17 protein-coding genes are annotated in these 20,036 nt (G+C 64.3%); 7 read left to right on the top strand and 10 right to left on the bottom strand.

Features of this window, described 5'->3' with window-relative positions; all coding sequences use genetic code 11:
• Window positions 1-144 precede the first annotated feature (144 nt).
• From KI243_RS17950 to KI243_RS17975, 6 genes are all read right to left on the bottom strand, one after another.
• Window positions 145-1,131: a TRAP transporter substrate-binding protein gene (locus KI243_RS17950; protein WP_177106875.1), complete on the bottom strand. Its 987-nt coding sequence runs from the start codon at window positions 1,129-1,131 to the stop codon at window positions 145-147.
• Window positions 1,132-1,221: 90 nt separating this feature from the next.
• On the bottom strand, window positions 1,222-2,034 hold the full coding sequence (locus tag KI243_RS17955) for a CoA ester lyase (protein ID WP_017126029.1): 813 nt from the start codon (window positions 2,032-2,034) through the stop codon (window positions 1,222-1,224).
• A gap of 172 nt (window positions 2,035-2,206) precedes the next feature.
• Window positions 2,207-3,421, bottom strand: coding sequence for a CaiB/BaiF CoA-transferase family protein (locus tag KI243_RS17960; RefSeq protein WP_177118046.1), 1,215 nt, complete (start codon window positions 3,419-3,421; stop codon window positions 2,207-2,209).
• Complete coding sequence (locus KI243_RS17965) at window positions 3,421-4,770, bottom strand: MmgE/PrpD family protein (RefSeq protein ID WP_212809585.1); 1,350 nt, start codon at window positions 4,768-4,770, stop codon at window positions 3,421-3,423. The genes KI243_RS17960 and KI243_RS17965 overlap by 1 nt, the downstream gene beginning before the upstream one ends.
• 10 nt (window positions 4,771-4,780) lie before the next feature.
• Window positions 4,781-5,944: an acyl-CoA dehydrogenase family protein gene (locus tag KI243_RS17970; RefSeq protein ID WP_177108543.1), complete on the bottom strand. Its 1,164-nt coding sequence runs from the start codon at window positions 5,942-5,944 to the stop codon at window positions 4,781-4,783.
• 21 nt (window positions 5,945-5,965) lie between these two features.
• The gene (locus KI243_RS17975; RefSeq protein ID WP_212809587.1) at window positions 5,966-6,793 is read right to left on the bottom strand and encodes a MaoC family dehydratase N-terminal domain-containing protein; all 828 of its coding nucleotides are present in this window, start codon (window positions 6,791-6,793) and stop codon (window positions 5,966-5,968) included.
• A 129-nt stretch (window positions 6,794-6,922) separates the two neighbouring features.
• Here KI243_RS17975 and KI243_RS17980 point away from each other — a divergent pair, with 129 nt between their 5' ends.
• The 3 genes from KI243_RS17980 (at window position 6,923) to KI243_RS17990 (ending at window position 10,031) form a co-directional block, all read left to right on the top strand.
• Window positions 6,923-7,816 carry a LysR family transcriptional regulator gene (locus KI243_RS17980; protein WP_017126034.1) on the top strand — a complete coding sequence of 298 codons (894 nt, stop codon included), beginning with the start codon at window positions 6,923-6,925 and terminating at the stop codon, window positions 7,814-7,816.
• Window positions 7,817-7,947: 131 nt separating this feature from the next.
• Window positions 7,948-8,868, top strand: a complete 921-nt coding sequence (tal, locus tag KI243_RS17985) for a transaldolase (RefSeq protein WP_017126035.1) — start codon at window positions 7,948-7,950, stop codon at window positions 8,866-8,868.
• A 230-nt stretch (window positions 8,869-9,098) separates the two neighbouring features.
• On the top strand, window positions 9,099-10,031 hold the full coding sequence (locus KI243_RS17990) for an LLM class oxidoreductase (protein WP_212809589.1): 933 nt from the start codon (window positions 9,099-9,101) through the stop codon (window positions 10,029-10,031).
• Window positions 10,032-10,047: 16 nt separating this feature from the next.
• Here the strand turns inward: KI243_RS17990 and KI243_RS17995 are convergent, their stop codons facing one another.
• Entirely contained in the window at window positions 10,048-10,902 is an 855-nt protein-coding gene (locus KI243_RS17995; protein ID WP_212809591.1) for a LysR substrate-binding domain-containing protein, read from the bottom strand.
• Window positions 10,903-10,999: 97 nt separating this feature from the next.
• Here KI243_RS17995 and KI243_RS18000 point away from each other — a divergent pair, with 97 nt between their 5' ends.
• Together KI243_RS18000 and KI243_RS18005 are read left to right on the top strand one after the other, a co-directional pair.
• Window positions 11,000-11,647, top strand: a complete 648-nt coding sequence (locus KI243_RS18000) for an NAD(P)H-dependent oxidoreductase (protein ID WP_177083065.1) — start codon at window positions 11,000-11,002, stop codon at window positions 11,645-11,647.
• Window positions 11,648-11,808: 161 nt separating this feature from the next.
• Window positions 11,809-13,269: a DHA2 family efflux MFS transporter permease subunit gene (locus tag KI243_RS18005; protein ID WP_177083066.1), complete on the top strand. Its 1,461-nt coding sequence runs from the start codon at window positions 11,809-11,811 to the stop codon at window positions 13,267-13,269.
• On the opposite strand, the gene KI243_RS18010 is transcribed toward KI243_RS18005, so the two are convergent.
• Both KI243_RS18010 and rpiB read right to left on the bottom strand, forming a co-directional pair.
• Window positions 13,266-15,350: an EAL domain-containing protein gene (locus tag KI243_RS18010; RefSeq protein WP_177083068.1), complete on the bottom strand. Its 2,085-nt coding sequence runs from the start codon at window positions 15,348-15,350 to the stop codon at window positions 13,266-13,268. The two genes, KI243_RS18005 and KI243_RS18010, sit on opposite strands and share 4 nt — an antisense overlap.
• A gap of 148 nt (window positions 15,351-15,498) precedes the next feature.
• Window positions 15,499-15,960, bottom strand: coding sequence for a ribose 5-phosphate isomerase B (gene rpiB / locus KI243_RS18015; RefSeq protein ID WP_017126041.1), 462 nt, complete (start codon window positions 15,958-15,960; stop codon window positions 15,499-15,501).
• Between the two features lie 338 nt (window positions 15,961-16,298).
• Here rpiB and KI243_RS18020 point away from each other — a divergent pair, with 338 nt between their 5' ends.
• Both KI243_RS18020 and KI243_RS18025 read left to right on the top strand, forming a co-directional pair.
• Entirely contained in the window at window positions 16,299-17,309 is a 1,011-nt protein-coding gene (locus KI243_RS18020; protein ID WP_017126042.1) for a substrate-binding domain-containing protein, read from the top strand.
• Between the two features lie 150 nt (window positions 17,310-17,459).
• The gene (locus KI243_RS18025; protein WP_017126043.1) at window positions 17,460-18,575 is read left to right on the top strand and encodes an alcohol dehydrogenase catalytic domain-containing protein; all 1,116 of its coding nucleotides are present in this window, start codon (window positions 17,460-17,462) and stop codon (window positions 18,573-18,575) included.
• Window positions 18,576-18,639: 64 nt separating this feature from the next.
• Here the strand turns inward: KI243_RS18025 and KI243_RS18030 are convergent, their stop codons facing one another.
• Window positions 18,640-19,971 carry a dicarboxylate/amino acid:cation symporter gene (locus tag KI243_RS18030; RefSeq protein ID WP_017126044.1) on the bottom strand — a complete coding sequence of 444 codons (1,332 nt, stop codon included), beginning with the start codon at window positions 19,969-19,971 and terminating at the stop codon, window positions 18,640-18,642.
• Window positions 19,972-20,036 lie beyond the last annotated feature (65 nt).

Here is a 20,036-nt window from a genome sequence, read left to right on the forward strand (position 1 = left end):
GCGATGCCGATCAATCAAGGCCGGACACGATCCCTTGTGGGAGCCGGCTTGCCGGCGATGGGGCCCGTGAGCCTTGCGGCCCATGATCGGCCGCCATCGCCGGCAAGCCGGCTCCTGCAGGTATTCGGTGTTCGCAACTGCGTATCAAGGCTGGTTGGACTTGTCCGCCGCATTGATCAGGTCGGCACCGATTTCACCCTCGAACTTCTTCCACACCGGTTTCATCGCTTCGCGCCATTGCCCGCGCTCCTGCGCTGTCAGCGGAATGATCTCGCTGGTCTTGGAGTCGATGATTTTCTGCCGGGCGGTCTGGTTCAGTTCTTCGGCCTGCTTGTTCACCTCGACGGTGACTTCAGCCATGGTCTTTTCCAGCACGCCGCGGACATCCGGTGGCAGGCCGTCCCAGAACTTGCTGTTGGTGATCACCATGTAGTCGATCAGGCCGTGGTTGGTCTCGGTGAAGTACTTCTGCACTTCGTTGACCTTCTGGCTCTCATAGTTCGACCAGGTGTTCTCGGTGCCGTTGACGGTACCGGTCTGCAGGCCCTGGTAGACCTCGGCGAAGCTCATCTTGCGCGGGTTGGCGCGGATCGCCTTGAACTGCTCTTCGAGCACGCTGGAAGCCTGCACGCGGAACTTCAGGCCACGGGCATCGCCCGGCACCCGCAGCGCCTTGTTCGCCGACAGTTGCTTGAGACCGTTGTGCCAATAGGCCAGGCCGAGAATGCCCTTGTCCGTCATCGAGGTCAGCAGCGCCTTGCCCTGGGCGGCCTGGAAGCGGTCGACGGCGGCCAGGTCGTTGAACAGGAACGGCAGGTCATAGATCTGCACCTGCTTGGTGTACTGCTCGAACTTGGCCAGGGACGGTGCCAGCATCTGCACGTCGCCGAGCAGCAGGGCCTCCATTTCCTTGCCGTCGCCGAACAACGAGGAGTTCGGGTAGACCTCGACCTTGACCCGACCCGGCAGGCGTTCTTCGGCGAGCTTCTTGAACAGCAGCGCGCCCTGCCCCTTCGGGGTGTTTTCCGCAACCACATGGGCGAACTTGATAACGATGGGATCGGCCGCCTGCGCGAGGCTGGCGGTGATCAAGGTGGCGGCGCAGAACAGCGCCCGGGTCAGCTTGAGCATGGAAATCACCTTCTTATTGTTGTGTTGTCAGGCAGGTTGCCTAAAGCAATGCGTGTAGTGAATTTCGAATTTTGAGTACCTGCGTTCGGTTCAGACGAACGCCAGCAAACGACGCGCCCGCAGCAGCACCGGCGCGTCGACCATCTGCCCGTCGACCTGATAGGCGCCGGCGCCGTGACTGCCGGCATCCACCACCCGTTGCGCCCAGGCCAGGTCCTCGGCGCTGGGGGCCAGGGCGGCATGAATCACCGGGACCTGGCGGGGATGAATGCACAAGGCCCCGGCAAAACCCATCTCGTAGGCGTGACGAATCGACTGGCGCAGGCCCTCGGGATCATCGATCGCCGGATGCACGCCGTCCAGCGGCGCCACCAGGCCAGCGACCCGCGAGTGGACGATCAGCGCCATGCGCGCCTGGTCGAGGGCGAATTGCGCGGCGGCCGAACCGCTGCTCAGGTTGAGGTCCAGGGCCAGGTCGAGACCGCCGAAGGACAGGCGCTCGACCCCTGGTGCCGCGGCGATCTGCGCCAGGGCCAACAGTCCACGGGCGCTTTCGATGATCGGCCAGACCGCCTTGCCGGTATCTGCCACGGCCTGGACCTGGGCGGCGCTTTCCACCTTGGGCAGCAGCACGCCGGCCACACCGGGATGCTGTTTGCAGAAGGCCAGGTCGGCCCTGTGTTCGGCATGATCCGGAGCATTCACGCGCACCAGGACCCGGGCCTGGGGGTTGGCCGTGAGGAACTGCCCGAGGTGATCGCGGGCGATGCGCTTGAGCGGTTCCTCGACGGCATCCTCGAAGTCGACGATCACCGCATCGGCGCCACTGGCCAGGGCCTTGGCAAAACGCTCGGGACGGCTGCCGGGCACGAAAAGCGCGGAGCGGGCAATGGATGAAGACATGTCATGGTCCTTGTTGTTCGGTTGTGCGGGGTATCCGGGAGGCCGCGTTATCGTTCTTCGCGGGCAGGCCCGGCGCCTACAAGGTTCGAGTCGGACTCAAATCCTGCGAACGGCATAAAACCTGTGGGAGCCGGGCTCGCCCGCGAAGAGGCCAGTGAGAGCAGCACATCAATCAGACCACCCCACCCGCCCGCAACTGCTCCACCGCCTCGGCGGAGAAACCCAGTTCGCCGAGAATCGCCTCGGTGTGCTGGCCCAGCCCCGGCACCGCGTCCATCCGCGGCACGAAGGCGGCATTGCGCGCCGGCGGCAGCAGCGACGGCAGTTTCCCCGAAGGGCTGTCGACTTCACGCCAGCCATCGCGCGCCTTGAGCTGCGGGTGATCCCATACGCCTTGCATGTCGTTGACCCGGGCATTGGCGATCTGCGCCTCTTCCAGCCGGGCGATCAGTTGCTCGACGCTGAGCCGGGCAAAGCTGTCGACGATGATCTGGCGCAGCACTTCACGATTGGCCGAGCGCTTGAAGTTGGCCGAGAAGCGCTCATCCACCGCCAGTTCCGGCATCAGCAGCACCTTGTCGCAGAACGCCGCCCATTCGCGCTCGTTCTGCAGGCCGAGCATCACCGTGCCGCCATCGCCCGCCGGGAACGGGCCGTAGGGATAGATCGTCGAATGCGCCGCGCCGGCCCGTGGTGGCTGCGCCGCGCCATCGAAGGCGTAGTACATCGGGTAGCCCATCCACTCCACCAGGCTTTCCAGCATGCTGACGTCGACCCGACTGCCCTCTCCGGTCTTGCCCCGCAGCAACAGCGCCGAGAGGATGCCGCTGTAGGCATACATGCCGGCGGCGATATCGGCGATGGAGCAGCCGGCCTTGGCCAGTTGGTCGTCACCCGGACCGCCGGTCACCGACAGGAAGCCGCCTTCGCTCTGGATCAGCAGGTCGTAGGCCTTTTTCTTTTCATAGGGACCGCCTTCGCCATAACCGGAGATATCGCAGACGATCAGCCGCGGAAAACGCTCGTGCAGCGCCTCGAAGGACAGGCCCATGCGCGCGGCCGCCCCCGGTGCGAGGTTCTGTACCAGCACGTCGGCCTGGCCCAGCAGGTCTTCGAGAATGTCGCCGGCCTGGTCCTGCTTGAGATCCAGGGTCAGGCTTTCCTTCGAGCGGTTGGTCCAGACGAAATGCGAGGCCAGGCCGCGCACCCGCTGGTCGTAGCCACGGGCGAAGTCACCGCTGCCGGGACGTTCGATCTTCACCACCCGCGCACCGAGGTCCGCCAGTTGCCGGGTACAGAACGGCGCGGCGATGGCATGTTCCAGGCTGATGACGGTGATGCCGTCCAGCGGACGGGGGGCCGGGGTGTTGCCTGCTGCCGTGTTCATCAGCGCAGCTCCTTCAGATCAGTGGTGTTGCGCAGGTCCCAGACCTGGCGGATCAGGGCTTCGCCCTGCTCGGGTGTGCGCGCGCCGGAGAACTGCAGCAGGCGGCGGAACTTGTCTTCCAGTTCGGTCCGCGACAGGCTGTTGCCCGGATCGCCCTTGGGTTCGTCGATCGCCCCGTGCAGCGTGCGGCCGTCGATCGTGGTGACCCGCACCCGGCCCAACCAGCGCTGGGGATAGGCACCGTCGACCTCGGGGTCGAGCGTCATGCTGACCTTGTCGCGAAAGGCCGAGACAGCCGGATCGGTCAGGGACAACTGGTGGAATTCCGGCAAGCCGGCCTTGCCATGCACGGCGATCAGGCCGAGCACGGTGCCCATGGAGAACTTGGCCTGGTGCACGGTCTGCGGCACCTTGACCCGTCCCAGGACGTCGATGGCGCCCTGGTGCACGCGGGTTTCCACGTGCCGGATCTGCTGGTGCTCCAGGCCTTGCTGCCACATCAGGTCCAGCAGCGCATCGGCGGCCGGATGGGTATGGCGGCAGGAAGCGTGGAACTTGAACGAGGTTTCCACCAGCGCCCAGCGACTGCCCAGGCGGTCGGACAACCGGGTCGGGTCGGCATCGCTGGACATCCCGGCGGCCATGCCCTGGTCGCCTTCGAGGATATTGCGCGCACCGGTCAGGCCGTCCGCGGTCAGGTAGGCGGCCAGCAGGCCATCGGCGGCGGCCTTGGCGGTGTGCAGTTGCTTGGAGTCGGCGGCATCGCGCAGGAACTCCCAGAGCCCGGCGGCCTGGGTGCCGGCGCTGCCGAGCAGGTTGATGAATTGTTCCTCGTCGAAGTCCATCAGCTTGCCCACGGCCACGGCGGCTGCCAGGGTGCCAACGGTGGCCGTGGTGTGGAAGATCCGGTAGTGGGAACGCCCCAGGAACTCGCCGATGCGAATCCCCGCCTCGTAGCCGGCAACCGATGCCAGCAGCAGTTCGCGACCGGACTTGCCAAGGTCCTGGGCTGCCGCCAGGGCGGCCGGGAAGACCACGGTGGCCGGGTGCAGCACGGAGCTGTTGTGCAGGTCGTCCTGCTCCACCAGATGGGACGAGGCGGCATTGACCAGGGCGGCGAAGTACGCCGAACTGCTCTGGCCGTTGACCAGGATCCGCGCCGGACCGCAGACCGGGCCCATCTTGCGCGCATAGGCCTCGAACAGCGGGATCGGATGGGCGCCCTGGCTGGCCAGGGCCGAGGCCAGCCAGTCGAGGAACAGGTCTTCAGTGCGCTCGAACACGGCCTCGGGCACCTGCTCGTAACGCAGCTCGGCGAGGAAGGCGGCCAGGACTCGGGTATGGCTCATGGCGTGCTCCTCAGAAGCTGCGTGGCAGTTCAAGCAGGTGCTCGGCCACGTAGGACAGGATCAGGTTGGTGGAGATCGGCGCCACCTGGTACAGGCGGGTCTCGCGGAATTTGCGCTCGACGTCGTACTCGCAGGCGAAGCCGAAACCGCCGTGGGTCTGCAGGCAGGCATTGGCGGCTTCCCAGGAGGCCTTGGCCGCCAGGTACTTGGCCATGTTGGCGCTGGCCCCGGCGTTCTGGCCCGAGTCGTACTCCTCGCAGGCGCGCCAGCGCATCAGGTCGGCGGCCTCGATCTCGATATGCGCCTCGGCAATCGGGAACTGCACGCCCTGGTTCTGGCCGATGGGCCGGCCGAACACCACGCGGTCGCGGGCATAGGCGCTGGCCTTCTCGATAAACCAGCGACCGTCGCCGATGCATTCGGCGGCAATCAGCGTGCGCTCGGCATTGAGGCCGTCGAGGATGTACTTGAAGCCCTTGCCTTCCTCGCCGATCAGGCTGTCGGCCGGCAGTTCGAGGTTGTCGAAGAACAGTTCGTTGGTCTCGTGGTTGACCATGTTGGCGATCGGCTGCACGGTCAGGCCGTTGCCGATGGCTTCGCGCAGGTCGACGAGGAAGATCGACATGCCTTCGGACTTCTTCTTGACCTCGGCCAGGGGCGTGGTGCGGGCCAGCAGGATCATCAGGTCGGAGTGCTGGATCCGCGAGATCCATACCTTCTGGCCGTTGATCACGTACTTGTCGCCGCGCTTGATCGCGGTGGTCTTGATCTTGGTGGTGTCGGTGCCCGTGGTCGGCTCGGTCACCCCCATCGATTGCAGGCGCAACTCGCCGCTGGCCAGCTTCGGCAGGTAGAAACGTTTCTGTGCCTCGCTGCCGTGGCGCAACAGGGTGAACATGTTGTACATCTGGCCGTGCACGGTGCCGGAGTTGCCGCCGCAGCGGTTGACTTCCTCGAGGATCACCGAGGCTTCGGCCAGGCCCAGGCCGGAGCCGCCGTACTCTTCGGGAATCATTGCCGACAGCCAGCCGGCGTCGGTCAGGGCCTTGACGAAGGCTTCGGGAAACCCCTTCTCTTCATCAATCCTGCGCCAGTAGGCGGCATCGAATTCGGCGCACAGGGCGCGCACGCCCTCGCGGATGGCATTGAGTTCTTCGTTGTGATTCGGATTCATCGGTGGATGTCCTTTTTCTTGTCAGTCGAAGTGCACTTCGGCGCGCTGGGCGATACCGCCGGCATTGCCGGCCCAGAGTTCGGCGACGCCGGGGCTGACGATCCGCCCGCCGACCTCGAAGGGCTGCGGAGCGATCAGGGGGCGCAAGCCGCGATAGGCGAAGCGCCGCAGGTTCGCCTCGGGATGGGCCTGGCAGAAGGCCCGCAGGTTCAGGGTGGCGATCATCGGCCCGTGTACCACCAGGCCCGGATAACCTTCGGTGGCGGTGACGTAGGGGTAGTCGTAGTGGATGCGATGGCCGTTGAAGGTCACGGCGCTGTAGCGGAACAGCAGGGTCGGTGTCGGCTCGATGGCTTCGCGCCACTCGCCTTCGACCAGCGCCTCGCCGCTGCCCTGCTTGGGCGGCGTGGGTTCGCGGTAGACGATGTCCTGTTCCTCGCGGATCGCCAGCCGGCCATCCTGGGAATACTCATGCTGCACGGTGACGAACAGCAGCGAACCGGTACGTCCCTGCTTTTCCTCGATCCGGGTGATGGTCGAGACCCGGGTAGCATCGTGACCGGCGCGCAGGTCGTGGAAGAACTCCAGGCGACCACCGGCCCACATGCGGTTGCGATTGTCCGCCGGCGGCAGGAAGCCACCGCGGGCCGGGTGACCGTCGCCGCCCAACTGGCTCTCGGCCACCGGATCCTGGAAAAAGCACCACTGCCAGAGCGGCGGCAGGGCTTCGCCGTGGGAAGGCGCGCTTTCACCAAAGGTCGCGGCAATCCGCTTGAGCAGGTTGCGACTCAGTTGGTCGTGGGCTTCTTCGGTCCGTCCCAGCCAGGCACTCAGATCCGTCACACTCATTGGAAGGTTTCCCCTTACCGATTGTCGTTGTGTGCCGATGATGCAAGTTGATCGCCGTTCCGAGAATTTGCATTTCAATAAGCCGGCGTTCAGTTATGCTGAACGCCTAGCCGTTGACTGGAGTCGCCCATGCATTTCGACCTGGCGGATTTGCGTCTCTTCATCCATATCGCCGAATCGCCGAGCCTGACCCAGGGCGCCAGGCGTGCCTTTCTTTCGCCGGCCGCCGCCAGCGCGCGGATCAAGGCCCTGGAAGCGCAGCTCGACACCCGCCTGCTGTACCGCGACAGTCGCGGCGTCGAAGTGACCCCGGCGGGCCAGCGGCTGCTGCAACATGCGCGGCTGATCATGCGCCAGGTCGACTACCTGAAAAGCGAGTTCACCAGCTATGGCGGCGATTCCGCCGGACATATCCGGATCTTCGCCAACACCACGGCGGTCACCGAATTCCTGCCGGAGGTGCTCGCCGGGTTCCTCTCGAAACGCCCCGGGGTGACGGTGGACCTGCAGGAGCGCCTGTCGCGGGATATCGTGCGCGGCGTGCTCGACGGCACCAGCGACATGGGCATCATCGCCGGCCCCGTGGAGGCCAGCGGCTTGCAGGTGATGCATTTCAGCACCGACCGCCTGGTGCTGATCGTGCCGGTGGATCATCCGCTGGCGACCCAGCAATCGGTGACACTGGGCAAGACCCTGGCCTACCAGCATATCGGCCTGCATGAAGGCAGCACCCTGCTGAGTTTCCTGCGCGAACACGTCGAGCGACTGGGCAAGACGCTGTCGCTGCGGATCCAGGTCTCCAGCTTCGAAGCGATCTGCCGGATGGTCGAGGCCGGCGTGGGCATCGGCATCATTCCCGAGTCCGCCGCCCTGCGGCACAGCCGGACCATGCAACTGGTGACAGTGGCCCTCGACGAACCCTGGGCGATCCGCGAACGCAGCATTCTGGTGCGTGAACTGGAGGCCCTGCCCGGCACCATCCGGGCCCTGATCGCGACCCTGATGCCGACGACGCCCGCATGAATTGTCCGACGTTTTGGGTTGCACAACACCTGCGTTCGGCGGCATTCTTGGGATATTCCCCCGACAGAACTTTTTACGCCACAGGCACTCAATCAGTGCATTGATCCACGCCCTTCCCGACAGAGACGCTCATGACTTCGAAGCTGGAACAACTCAAGCAGTTCACCACCGTGGTCGCGGACACCGGCGACCTCGACGCCATCACCCGCCTCAAGCCGGTCGACGCCACCACCAACCCGTCCCTGCTGCTCAAGGCCGCGGCGCTGCCGGGTTACGCCGAGCTGCTGAAAAGCGCCGTGGCCCACGCCAAGGGCGATGTCGGCCTGGCCTGCGATCACTTTGCCGTGTCGGTCGGCAGCGGCATCCTGAAGGCGATTCCGGGGCGCATCTCCACCGAGGTCGATGCCCGCCTGTCGTTCGACGAAGCCGCCCTGCTGAGCAAGGCCAACCAGCTGATCGAGCTGTATGACAAGGCCGGCGTCGGCCGTGACCGCGTGCTGATCAAGCTGGCGTCCACCTGGGAAGGCATCCGTGCCGCCGAGAAACTGGAAAAGGCCGGTATCCAGACCAACCTGACCCTGCTGTTCTCCTTCGCCCAGGCCGCCGCCTGCGCCGATGCCGGGGTGTTCCTGATCTCGCCGTTCGTGGGCCGCATCTACGACTGGTACAAGAAGTCCACCGGCAACGAATACACCGGTGCCGACGATCCGGGCGTGCAGTCGGTGACCCGCATCTACAACTACTACAAGTCCAATGACTACAAGACCGTGGTCATGGGCGCCAGCTTCCGCAATATCAACCAGATCGAACAACTGGCCGGTTGCGACCGCCTGACCATCAGCCCGGACCTGCTGGAGAAGCTGGCCCAGGACCAGGGCACCCTGGCCCGCAAGCTGGCTCCGGGCAATGCCGGCGAAGCGCGCCTGAACCTGAGCGAGGCGCAATTCCGCTGGGCCTCCAACGAAGACGCCATGGCCACCGAGAAACTGGCCGAAGGCATTCGCCAGTTCGCCCGCGACCAGGAAAAACTGGAAGCCCTGCTCTCCAGGTAATCCCTGCCACTGATGATCGTTCCCACGCTCCGCGTGGGAATACCTTTGTGCACGCTTTGCGTCCGCTCTTGTGACGCAGAGCGTCACGGGCTGCGTTACCACGCGGAGCGTGGGAACGATCTATGGTGCTTTGCCCTGAACGCAAAAGCGTTGTTCCTGTTCCTGCATTTTTCTCACAAACGAGCCCTGTGATACTGGCTGTCATCTCCAGTCACCTACAGGCCCGTGTCATGCAACCTCGCTTTCAACGACTGCTCGGCAGCCAGCAATTCTCCATCGGTCTCGAACTGCCCCTGGACAATGACTGGTCCAGTCACGGCCAGCGCTCGCGCAACGAACAGCAACGCCCCTTCGGCGTTCCCGACCTGGCCCTCCATGCCCAGCTCGCCCGTGCGGCGGACCAGGCCGGCTTCCGCGCCCTGTGGGTACGCGACGTGCCGGTCTACGACCCGAATTTCGGCGACGCGGCCCAGGTTTTCGAAACCTTCTCCTACCTCGGCTACCTGGCCGGCATCACCGACAAGATCATGCTCGGCACCGCCGCCGTGGTCCTGCCGCTGCGCCAGCCCTGGCTGACCCTCAAGGCCGCCAACAGCATCGACCACCTGAGCGGCGGCCGCTTGTTGCTGGGTGTCGCCAGCGGCGACCGGCCGATGGAATACCCGCTGTTCGGTGTCGATTACCAGCAGCGTGGCGAATCGTTCCGCGACACCGTCGAACTGCTCCGCAGCCAGGGCCGGGAACGCCTGCCCGAGGGTGCACAATTGCTGCCACGACCCGAGCAAGCCCTGCCGCTGCTGGTGGCGGGTCTCGGCCAGCAATCGCCGGCCTGGATCGGCGAGCATATGGACGGCTGGCTGAGCTACCCGGGCACCCCGGAAGACCATCGTCGGCGCGTCGGCCTGTGGCGCGAAGTCGGCGACGACAAACCCTATGTCACCTTCTTCCACCTCGACCTGGCGGCCAATCCCCACGCGCCGATGCAGCGCCTGCGGTTTGGCGGGCGCGCCGGACGACTGGCCCTGATCGATGAATTGCAGGCACTGCGCGAGGTCGGCGTGCAGCATGTCGGACTGCATCTGCGCTACAGCGAACGCCCCCTGGACGAGGTGATCGAGGAACTGGCGGAACACGTGCTGCCGATGTTTCACGACCCGCGTTGAGTCCCACCTGCCCCGATCAGCTCCGTCGTGCCGTGCAGTACGCCACGATCACTTCGCCGAGGGCCGCGATAATGGCCTGATCGGCCTGCGGCGAGGCGAACAGGCGAAACTCCGCGTCAGGCAACGCCGGCAGTCCTGATTCGGGGCCCAGTATCGACAAGCCCGGACCGAGTTGGCTCAAGGCCATCGGGGCCACGGCGAATCCCGATACGGCAGCGGCGCGCAAGGCATTGTTGCTGGTGCAGAGCATCGCGGTGCGCTGGGCGATGCCGGCCTGGGCCAGCCGGGTCAGCGCCACCTCGCGATACGGACAGGGCTCGGGGAACAGCGCCAGCGGCAAGGGCGTGGGCAAGGTCGTCGACGCCTGGGCGGAAGCGGCCCAGACCAGGGGTTCCTGCCAGAGCAGTTGCCCGGCCTGGCGGGTTTCGCACAAGGAGCCGATGACCAGCTCCAGCTCCCCCTGCGCCATCAGCCCCAGTAGCGTGCCCGGAATATTCACCTGCACTTCGATGTCGATGCCCGGGTACTGCGCGGCAAACTCCTGCACCGCGCGCAACAACCGGGGTTCGGCAAAATCTTCCGAGACGCCAATCCGCACCCGGCCCTGGAACGGCGAGCGCGTGAGTTCGGCCCAGGCATCGCGATTGAGGGAAAGAATGCTCCGCGCATAGGTCATCAGCCGCTCCCCCTCCCCGGTCATCTGCTGGGAACGGGTGGTGCGCTTGAGCAGAGGCTTGCCGACCTGGCCTTCCAGGCGACGCAGGTGCCCGCTGACCGCCGACTGGGTCAGGTGCAGCTTCTCCGCGGCGCGGGTGAAACCGCCTTCATCCACCACGGCGACGAAGGTGCGCAACAGCAAGGGGTCAAACATAGTGATAACTGTGATCAATCATTCATATATTTACGATTTATAGAATGAAAACAACTATGTTGCAATGTCCGCCTCCTCCCACCGAACCGAGGCCGTCATGACCACCCTGCTGCATATCGAATGCTCGCCGCGCAAACACCGCTCCGCCTCCCTCGAAGCGGCCCACGGCTTTATCGAACGCTACCGGCACCACCGCCCCGCAACCGAAGTGATGACCCTGGACCTGTGGAGCGAGCCGTTGCCGGACCTCGACCAGCCCGCCATGGACGCCAAGTACGCCGCCCTTGCCGGCCTCGCCCTGAGCCCGGAACAGGCCGAAGCGTGGCAACGACTGGAGGCACTCGGCGCGCCCCTGCTCAAGGCCGATCTGATCGTATTGTCGGTGCCGCTGTGGAATTTCGGCATTCCCTACAAGCTCAAGCACTTTATCGACCTGGTGTCCCACAAGGGCATCCTGTTCGAATTCGGTCCCGAGCGCGGGCTCGAAGGCCTGCTCGGCGGCAGGATCGCCGTGGTCACCTACGCCCGCGGCCTGGACTTTTCCGCGCAATCGGCCACCCCCGCCGAACGCTTCGATTTCCAGAAACCCTATGTCGAGGCATGGCTGCAATTCGTCGGGATTACCGAGGTGCATTCGGTGACGGTCGAAAAGACCCTGCTCGGCCAGGACATGGATGAAGCATCACGCCGCGCGGGCGCGGAACAGGCGCATGCCCTGGCGGACAGGCTGGCCGGACAACGCTGATGAACTCACCCCGGCGTCATCGGCAGATCCTTGCACTGACGCCCCCGGGTGATGCGCTTACATCCTTGCAACAACCCTTCACAACCCCACTACAATCTCACCATTGAGCCCGGCACCCGCGGGTGCCTACACTCTCGCGCCTGCCCCAGTGAGAGATCATCATGACTGCCCCCGATACCCCTGCCCACGACGCCCGACAACGCTGGATCGCCCTGATCGTGCTGTGCCTCGGGGTCCTGATGATTGTGCTCGACACCACCATCGTCAACGTCGCCCTGCCGTCGATCAAGACCGACCTGCAGTTTTCCGAAACCTCCCTGGCCTGGGTGGTGAACGCCTATATGCTGACCTTCGGCGGCTTCCTGCTGCTCGGAGGACGCCTGGGCGACCTGTACGGGCATCGCCGGCTGTTCCTGCTGGGGATCGGCTTCTTCACCCTGGCCTCCCTGGCCTGCGGCATCGCCCAGACCCAGGCGGTGCTGGTCTGGGCCCGCGCCTTCCAGGGCCTGGCCGCTGCCGTGGTCACCGCCGTGGCCCTGTCGCTGATCATGGACCTGTTCAGCGAACCGGCCGACCGCGCCAAGGCCATGGGTGTCTATGGTTTTGTCTGTGCCGGCGGCGGCAGCCTGGGCGCGATGCTCGGCGGGGTCCTGACCAGTACCTTGAGCTGGCACTGGATTTTCCTGGTCAACCTGCCGATCGGCGTGGCGGTGATCCTGCTGTCCCTGCGCCTGCTGTCGAAAACCCTCAACGAACATCCCTCCCGCGACCTCGACGTGGCCGGCGCCCTGACGGTGACCGCCGCGCTGATGCTGGCGGTGTACGCCATCGTCAATGGCAACGAGATGGGCTGGGGCTCGACCCGCACCGTCGGGCAACTGGTCCTGGCCGCCGGCCTGCTGGTGGCCTTCCTGGTGATCGAAACCCGGGTCAGGGTGCCGCTGATGCCGTTGCGCCTGTTTCGCCTGCGCAACCTGGCCATCGCCAATGTCGTCGGCGTGCTCTGGGCCGCGGCGATGTTTGCCTGGTTCTTCCTCTCGGCCTTGTACATGCAACTGGTGCTGGGCTACACGCCGCTGGAAGTCGGCCTGGCCTTCCTGCCGGCGAACCTGATCATGGCGGTTTTCTCGCTGGGTATCTCGGCCAGGCTGGTGATGCGCTTCGGTATCCGCCTGCCCCTCGCGGCAGGGCTGGCACTGGCGACCATCGGCCTGCTGCTGTTTGCCCAGGCGCCTGTGAACGGCACCTTCATGCACCATATCCTGCCGGGCATGGTGCTGCTGGGGCTGGGGGCCGGCATTGCGTTCAACCCGCTGCTGCTGGCAGCGATGAACGATGTCGCGCCATCCGAATCAGGCCTGGCGTCCGGAGTGGTCAATACCGCGTTCATGATGGGCGGCGCACTGGGCCTGGCCGCGCTCGCCAGTCTCGCGGCGGCGCGCACCCACTTGCACCTGAGTGCCGGGTTGCCGCCCCTGGATGCCCTCAATGACGGCTATCAGGCAGCCTTCCTGGCGGGCGCGCTGTTTTCCGCGCTGGGCGCCGGCATCGCCGCGACCCTGATGCGCACGAAAACCGGCAGCAGCCTTGGCGGCGAGGCGCCGCTGGTCAGCGGTCATTAACCCAGCACCTTCTGCTGCTCGGCCCGGCTGATATCCGCCATGAAGCGATCGGCCGGCAACGGGTGCCCCAGCAGATAACCCTGCAGGGAATCGCAGCCCAGCCGGGTCAGGAAGTCCTGCTGCATGTCGGTCTCGACACCTTCGGCGACAATCCGCAAGCCCAGCGCCTGACCCAGCGCGACAATCGCCGAAACGATCGCCGCGTCGTCGGTGTCGTGCTCCAGGTCGCGGACAAAACCGCGGTCGATCTTCAGCTCGTTGGCCGGCAGCCGCTTGAGGTACATCAGGCTCGAATAGCCAGTGCCGAAGTCATCGATGGACAGGTCCACGCCCATGTCCGACAGTTGCTGCAACACCGTCATGCTCGCGTCGGCATCGCTCATGGCGGTGGTTTCGGTGATTTCCAGGGTCAGGCTGTTGGCCGGCAACCGGTGCCGCTCCAGGGCGCCGGCAACGCTGGCGACCAGGCCGCCATGACAGAACTGCAAGGCCGAGAGGTTCACCGCGATACGCCAGTGCTGGTAGCCCTGTTCGTACCAGAGCCGCATCTGCCGGCAAGCCTCGTTCAACACCCACTCGCCGATGGGGATGATCAGGCCACTCTTTTCCGCCAGGGTGATAAAGGTGTCGGGTGGCAACAGGCCCTGCTCGGGATGCTCCCAGCGCAACAGGGCTTCGGCACCGATGGGCAAGCCGCCCCGCGCATCGAACTTGGGTTGGTAGTGCAGGCGGAACTGATCGCACTCCAGCGCCTGGCGCAGATCCTGGAGCAATTGCAGTTGCTTGCGTGCATTACCGTTCATCGAGGCATCGAAGAAACTGTGGCCGTTCTTGCCCGCGCCCTTGGCGTGATACATCGCCGCGTCGGCGTTCATCAGCAATTCTTCGGCGGTCTGGCCGTTGCCGGGGTACATCACGATGCCGATGCTGGCGGAGATCTGCAGGTCATGACCGGATACCCGGAACGCCTGGGACAGCAGATTGACCTGGCGTGACGCCACCTGCAGCGCATCGTCCGGTTCCGCCAGCTGCGCCAGCAGGACGAATTCATCGCCGCCGATCCGCGCCAGGGTGTCCTGGGTCCGCAGGTCCTCACGCAGGCGCAGCGCGACTTCACGCAACAACTGATCGCCCATGTGGTGGCCGAAGGCATCGTTCACCGGCTTGAAGCCATCCAGGTCGATAAACATCAGGGCAAAACAGCCGCCATCGGCGCTCACCTTGTGCATCGCCTGGTCGATGCGGTCCGCCAGCAACACCCGGTTCGGCAGGCCGGTCAGGGTGTCATGCAGCGCCAACTGGGTCAGTTCCTGGTTGGCCAGGGTCAGCGAATCGGCCAGATCGGCGGTGCGCGCCTCCAGCCGGGCATCGAGGATCGAGGTCAACAAGGCGATCGACAGCACCGCCAGACTGGTCACCAACACCAGCAGGTCCAGGCCCTTCAGCGCCAGGCCGCTGGCAGCCGCGCCACAGAAGCTGCCTTCGGCGAAATTCGCCGCCGCCATGCCGGTGTAATGCATGCCGACAATCGCAATCCCCATGACCACCGCCGCCCCGCTGCGCGCCAGGCGTACATGGGGAGTGTTGTGCCGCAGGTGGAAGGCAATCCACAGTGCCGCCGCGGAGGCCACCACCGCAATCACCAGCGACGCACTGAACAGGGTCGGGTCGTAGTCGATGCCGGGCTGCATCTTCAATGCCGCCATGCCGCAGTAATGCATGGCACTGATACCGGCACCCATGACCAGCGCGCCAAATGCCAGCTGCCACAACGGCAGGCGCGGCTGGCTGACCAGCCACAGGGCAAAACCGCAGGACAGGATCGCGATCAGCAGCGACAGCGCGGTGAGCGGCGCGTCGTAGCCGAGCTCGATCGGCAGGCGGAATGCGAGCATGCCGATGAAGTGCATCGACCAGACCCCGACGCCCATCGCCAGGGCGCCGCCGGCCATCCACAGATAGACGGCGCGGCCACGGGCGGTGGCAATGCGCCCGGTCAGGTCCAGGGCGGTATAGGAGGCCAGGATCGCCACACAGAGCGAGATGAAGACCAGCGCGGGGGAATAACTACCAATGAGCATCGAAATTCTCTGGAGCAGCGGACCGGACGGCATATCAGCCCGTTAAAACCCCGGATTGTACCTGCTTCATTTACGAACGCACGGGTTTAGAAATTCGCTGCGACGTGCTGCATCATCCGGTGCGAGCCCGCAGGCCGGGGAATGCCGGCTAGGGGTGCCCGTCGCGCTCGATGGCATTGATGCGCTCGACCTTGGCTCCGGACCGCGCCGCCTCGAACTCCGATTCCAGGAACGACTTGACCACGCTCTTGGCCAGCTCGGCGCCCACCACCCGCGCGCCGATGGACAGGATCTGCGCATCGTTGCTCTTGCGCGCGCGCTCGGCGGAATAGGTGTCATGGGCCTGGGCCGCGCGGATTCCGAACACCTTGTTGGCGGAAATGGCCATGCCGATTCCCGTGCCACAGACCAGCACTCCCAGTCGATGGGCGCCGCCCTTGATCGCATTGGCCACGGCCAGGGCGATGTCCGGATAGAGCACCGGGTCGAGCGAATGGGTGCCGAAGTCTTCAACCGGATGCCCCAGGGTCTCGATATACCGCTTGAGCACCTCCTTGAGCTCATAACCCGCTTCGTCACACCCGATGGCCACCGAGAATGCTGTATTCATGGCGTTTCACTCCGCTGCCGTGATGAGGCAAAAACTGATCATATGATCTTCATATGAGAATTTGATCAGTCATTTCTCAGGCATTACACCCCCTACTGTCAAGCATGATTTGCTTTAGCCACTAGAAAACAGGGCAAACCATCGACATACCGCCTTTGGCAGCCCTTCATAATTTTTTGAACAAAAACCCATTGACTGATCAGAATTTCATTTGATACACATAGATTCACAGCGAGACATGACGCTGCGACCCACAGGAATTTCACAGCAAGAGAAAACGCTGACCCGCCATTTGCCTTCGCCAAAAACGAACGACAACAACAATAAAGGTGTTCTCCATGAAGTCAGGTAAAACAGTACTCGCCCTGCTGGCCGTCTCCCTGCTCGCCAGCAGCGTCAGCTTCGCCCAGGGCAAGACCTACAAGATCGGTGCCGCCGTCTATGGCCTCAAGGGTCAGTTCATGCAGAACTGGGTCCGCGAATTGAAGGAGCACCCGGCGGTCAAGGACGGCACGGTGCAGATCACCGTGTTCGACGGCAACTACGACGCCCTGACCCAGAACAACCAGATCGAGACCATGGTCACCCAGCACTACGACGCGATCATCTTCGTGCCGATCGACACCAAGGCCGGGGTTGCCACCGTGGCCCGCGCCCAGGAAAGCGACGTGCCGGTGATCGCCTCCAACACCAAGGTCGCCAGCGCCAATGTTCCCTACATCGGCAACGACGATATCGAGGGCGGGCGCCTCCAGGCCCAGGCCATGGTCGACAAGCTCAAGGGCAAGGGTAACGTGGTGATCATCCAGGGCCCGATCGGCCAGTCGGCGCAGATCGATCGGCAAAAGGGCGAAGTCGAAGTGTTGCTGAAGAACCCGGGCATCAAGGTCATCGAGATGAAGACCGCCAACTGGTCGCGCGCCGAAGCCCTTTCGTTGACCGAGGACTGGCTCAACGCCCACCCCAACGGCGGCATCTCCGGCATCATCGCGCAGAACGACGACATGGCCCTGGGTGCCCTGCAAGCGGTGAAATCCCGTGGCCTGTCGCCAAACGACGTCCCCATCACCGCGATCGACGGCATGCCCGATGCCATCCAGGCGGCGAAGAAAGACGAAGTCACCACCTTCCTGCAGGATGCCCAGGCGCAGTCTCAGGGCGCTCTCGACGTGGCCCTGCGAACCCTCGTCGGCAAGGACTACAAGCCGCAGTCAGTGATCTGGCAGCGCTACGCCAAGGACCTGAAGTGGGGTGACGGCACCGACAAGACCTACATCCTGCCATGGGTGCCGGTCACCAACGCCAATGCCGACGCGCTGTACCTGCAGGTTTCCGGCACCGCCAAGTAGCCCCGAGCCATCAGGAACCACCGAGCCCAGCCCCGCGCAGTCACCGGGCTGGTGCCACCCCCGCGTCGCGGCGCCGGTGATCGCCCGTGCATATCGGCCGATCGACCACTGCCGCACGCCGTCACCCCGCGTTTTCCGAGGTCCACTGCCATGACCCGTGTTATCGAGCAACCTTCCCGCCACGACCAGCCGGTCATCCCCGCCACCATGCAGGCCGTGGTCTGCTACGGCCCCGAGGACTACCGCCTGGAAGAAGTCGCGGTGCCGACACCCGGCCCCGACGAGATTCTCACCAAGGTCGAGCTGTGCGGCATCTGCATGGGCGACATCAAGACCTTTCGCGGCGCGCCGTCGTTCTGGGGCGACGCCGAACAACCGCGCTACGTCAAGCCGCCGATGATCCCCGGCCATGAGTTCGTCTGCCGCGTGGTCGCCCTCGGCCCGGGTGCGGAAAAACGTGGCGTGAAGATCGGCGACCGGGTGATTTCCGAACAGATCGTGCCGTGCTGGGGCTGCCGCTTCTGCAACCACGGCCAGTACTGGATGTGCCAGAAACACGACCTGTACGGTTTCCAGAACAACGTCCAGGGCGCCATGGCCCAGTACATGATCTTCACCAGGGAAGGCATCGTGCACAAGGTGCCGGACAGCATCCCGCCGGACGAGGCGATCCTGATCGAACCCCTCGCCTGTTCGCTGCATGCCGCCGATCGTGCGGATGTCGGTTTCGACGATATCGTCGTCGTGGCCGGTGCCGGGACCCTCGGCCTGGGCATCATCGGCGCGGTGCGTCTGCGCAACCCCAAGCGCCTGATCGTCCTCGACATGAAGCCCGAACGCGCCGAACTGGCCTTGCGCATGGGCGCCGACGAAGTGTGGAACCCGGCCCGTGAGGACGTCCTGGAAAAGATCCGCGCCATTACCGACGGCTACGGCTGCGATATCTATATCGAAGCCACCGGCCATCACAAGGCGGTCAACCAGGGCCTGGCGATGCTGCGCAAGCTCGGACGCTTCGTCGAATTCAGCGTGTTCAACGACGAGGCCACGGTGGACTGGTCGATCATCGGCGACCGCAAGGAACTGGATGTGCTCGGCTCGCACCTGGGGCCCTACATGTACCCGCGGGCCATCGACTTTATCGGCCAACGCAAGATCGACATGCGCGACGTGGTGACCCACAAGTTCGCCCTGGCGGACTTCATGGATGCCTTCGCGGTGATGGAGCGCGGCGATCGCTCCCTGAAAGTCGTACTGGAACCCTGAGCCGTGCTCGACCACCCGGCTTTCGTGGACCGGGTGGTCGCGGGACCGCCCTTGGACGATTCGGTCAAGGCTGTGCATCCACCTCGTGGGGCGCTCCCTTGCACAACTCCGAGGCCAGCTGTTGCTTATCCAGAGCGCCTTCCCACCTGGCGATAAACAAAGTCGCAATGCCATTACCTATCACATTGATCAGCGCGCCACCTTCGGAAATGAACCGGTAGATCCCCAATACCAGCACCAACCCCGCCGCCGGGATCACCCCCAGGCTGCCGAGGGTCGCCGCCAGCGTGATAAACGCGCCACCGGTGACGCTGGCCGCGCCCTTGGAGGTCAACAACAGGATCAGCAACAGCGTGACCTGCTGCCCGAGGGACAACTGGATGTCCAGGGCCTGAGCAATGAAGATCGCCAGCACCGTCATGTTGATGCAACTGCCATCCAGGTTGAAGCAGTAGCCCGACGGCACCACCAGGCCCACCACTGACTTCTCACAGCCCAGGCGTTCCAGCTTGCCCATCAGACGTGGCAACGCCGACTCCGATGAAGAGGTGCCCAGCACCAGGAACAACTCGTCGCGAATGTACTTCAGGAAACTCCAGAGGCTGAAGCCGGCGAGTCGCGCGACGAGATTCAGAATCACGAACACGAAAAACAGAGCCGTCAGGTAATAGCAGAGCAGCAAGCTGCCGTAGTGGCCGAGGGAACCAACCCCATACTGGCCGATGGTAAACGCCATACCGCCGAAGGCTCCCAATGGCGAGACATACATCACGATCCTGACCATGCGAAAGAACGCCTGGGCGATCAGGTCGATCAACTCCAGCACAGGCTTGCCGGCTGCCCCCAGCATCTGCAGGGCAAAGGCGAAGAGGATCGAGATGAATAGCACTTGCAGGATGTCACCCTCGGCAAAGGCACCGAACACCGTGGCAGGGATGATGTGGGTGAGAAAGCCCACCACGGATTGTTCATGGGCCACCTTGCTGTAGGACTCGATGGCATGGACATCGAGACTGGCCGGATCGATATGCAGGCCGACACCGGGCTTGAGCAGGTTGACACCTATCAGGCCGACCACCAGGGCCAGGGTCGTCAGTACTTCGAAGTACAGCAGTGACTTGAACCCGACCCGACCGATGCGCTTGAGACTCTGCATGCTGGCGATCCCACTGACCACGGTGCAGAAAATGATCGGCGCGATCAGCATCTTGATCAGCTTGATGAACGAGTCGCCCAGGGGTTTCATGTCGGCCCCCAATTGCGGATAGAAGTGCCCGAAGAGGATACCCAGGACAATGGCGACGAGCACCTGCACATAGAGATGACGCAGGATCGACAGCCAGCGGAGTCGACGGGGTGTGGCGGCAGTCAGCGAGGGAGCGATTGTTTTTGTCATGGTAGGTCCTCGTCAGCATGGGCGTTCCCCGGGCAGCAGGGGGCCGGGCCCTGAATCGGCCAACC

Origin of the sequence: Pseudomonas sp. Ost2, assembly GCF_018326065.1 — a bacterium.
GTDB lineage: Bacteria > Pseudomonadota > Gammaproteobacteria > Pseudomonadales > Pseudomonadaceae > Aquipseudomonas > Aquipseudomonas gingeri.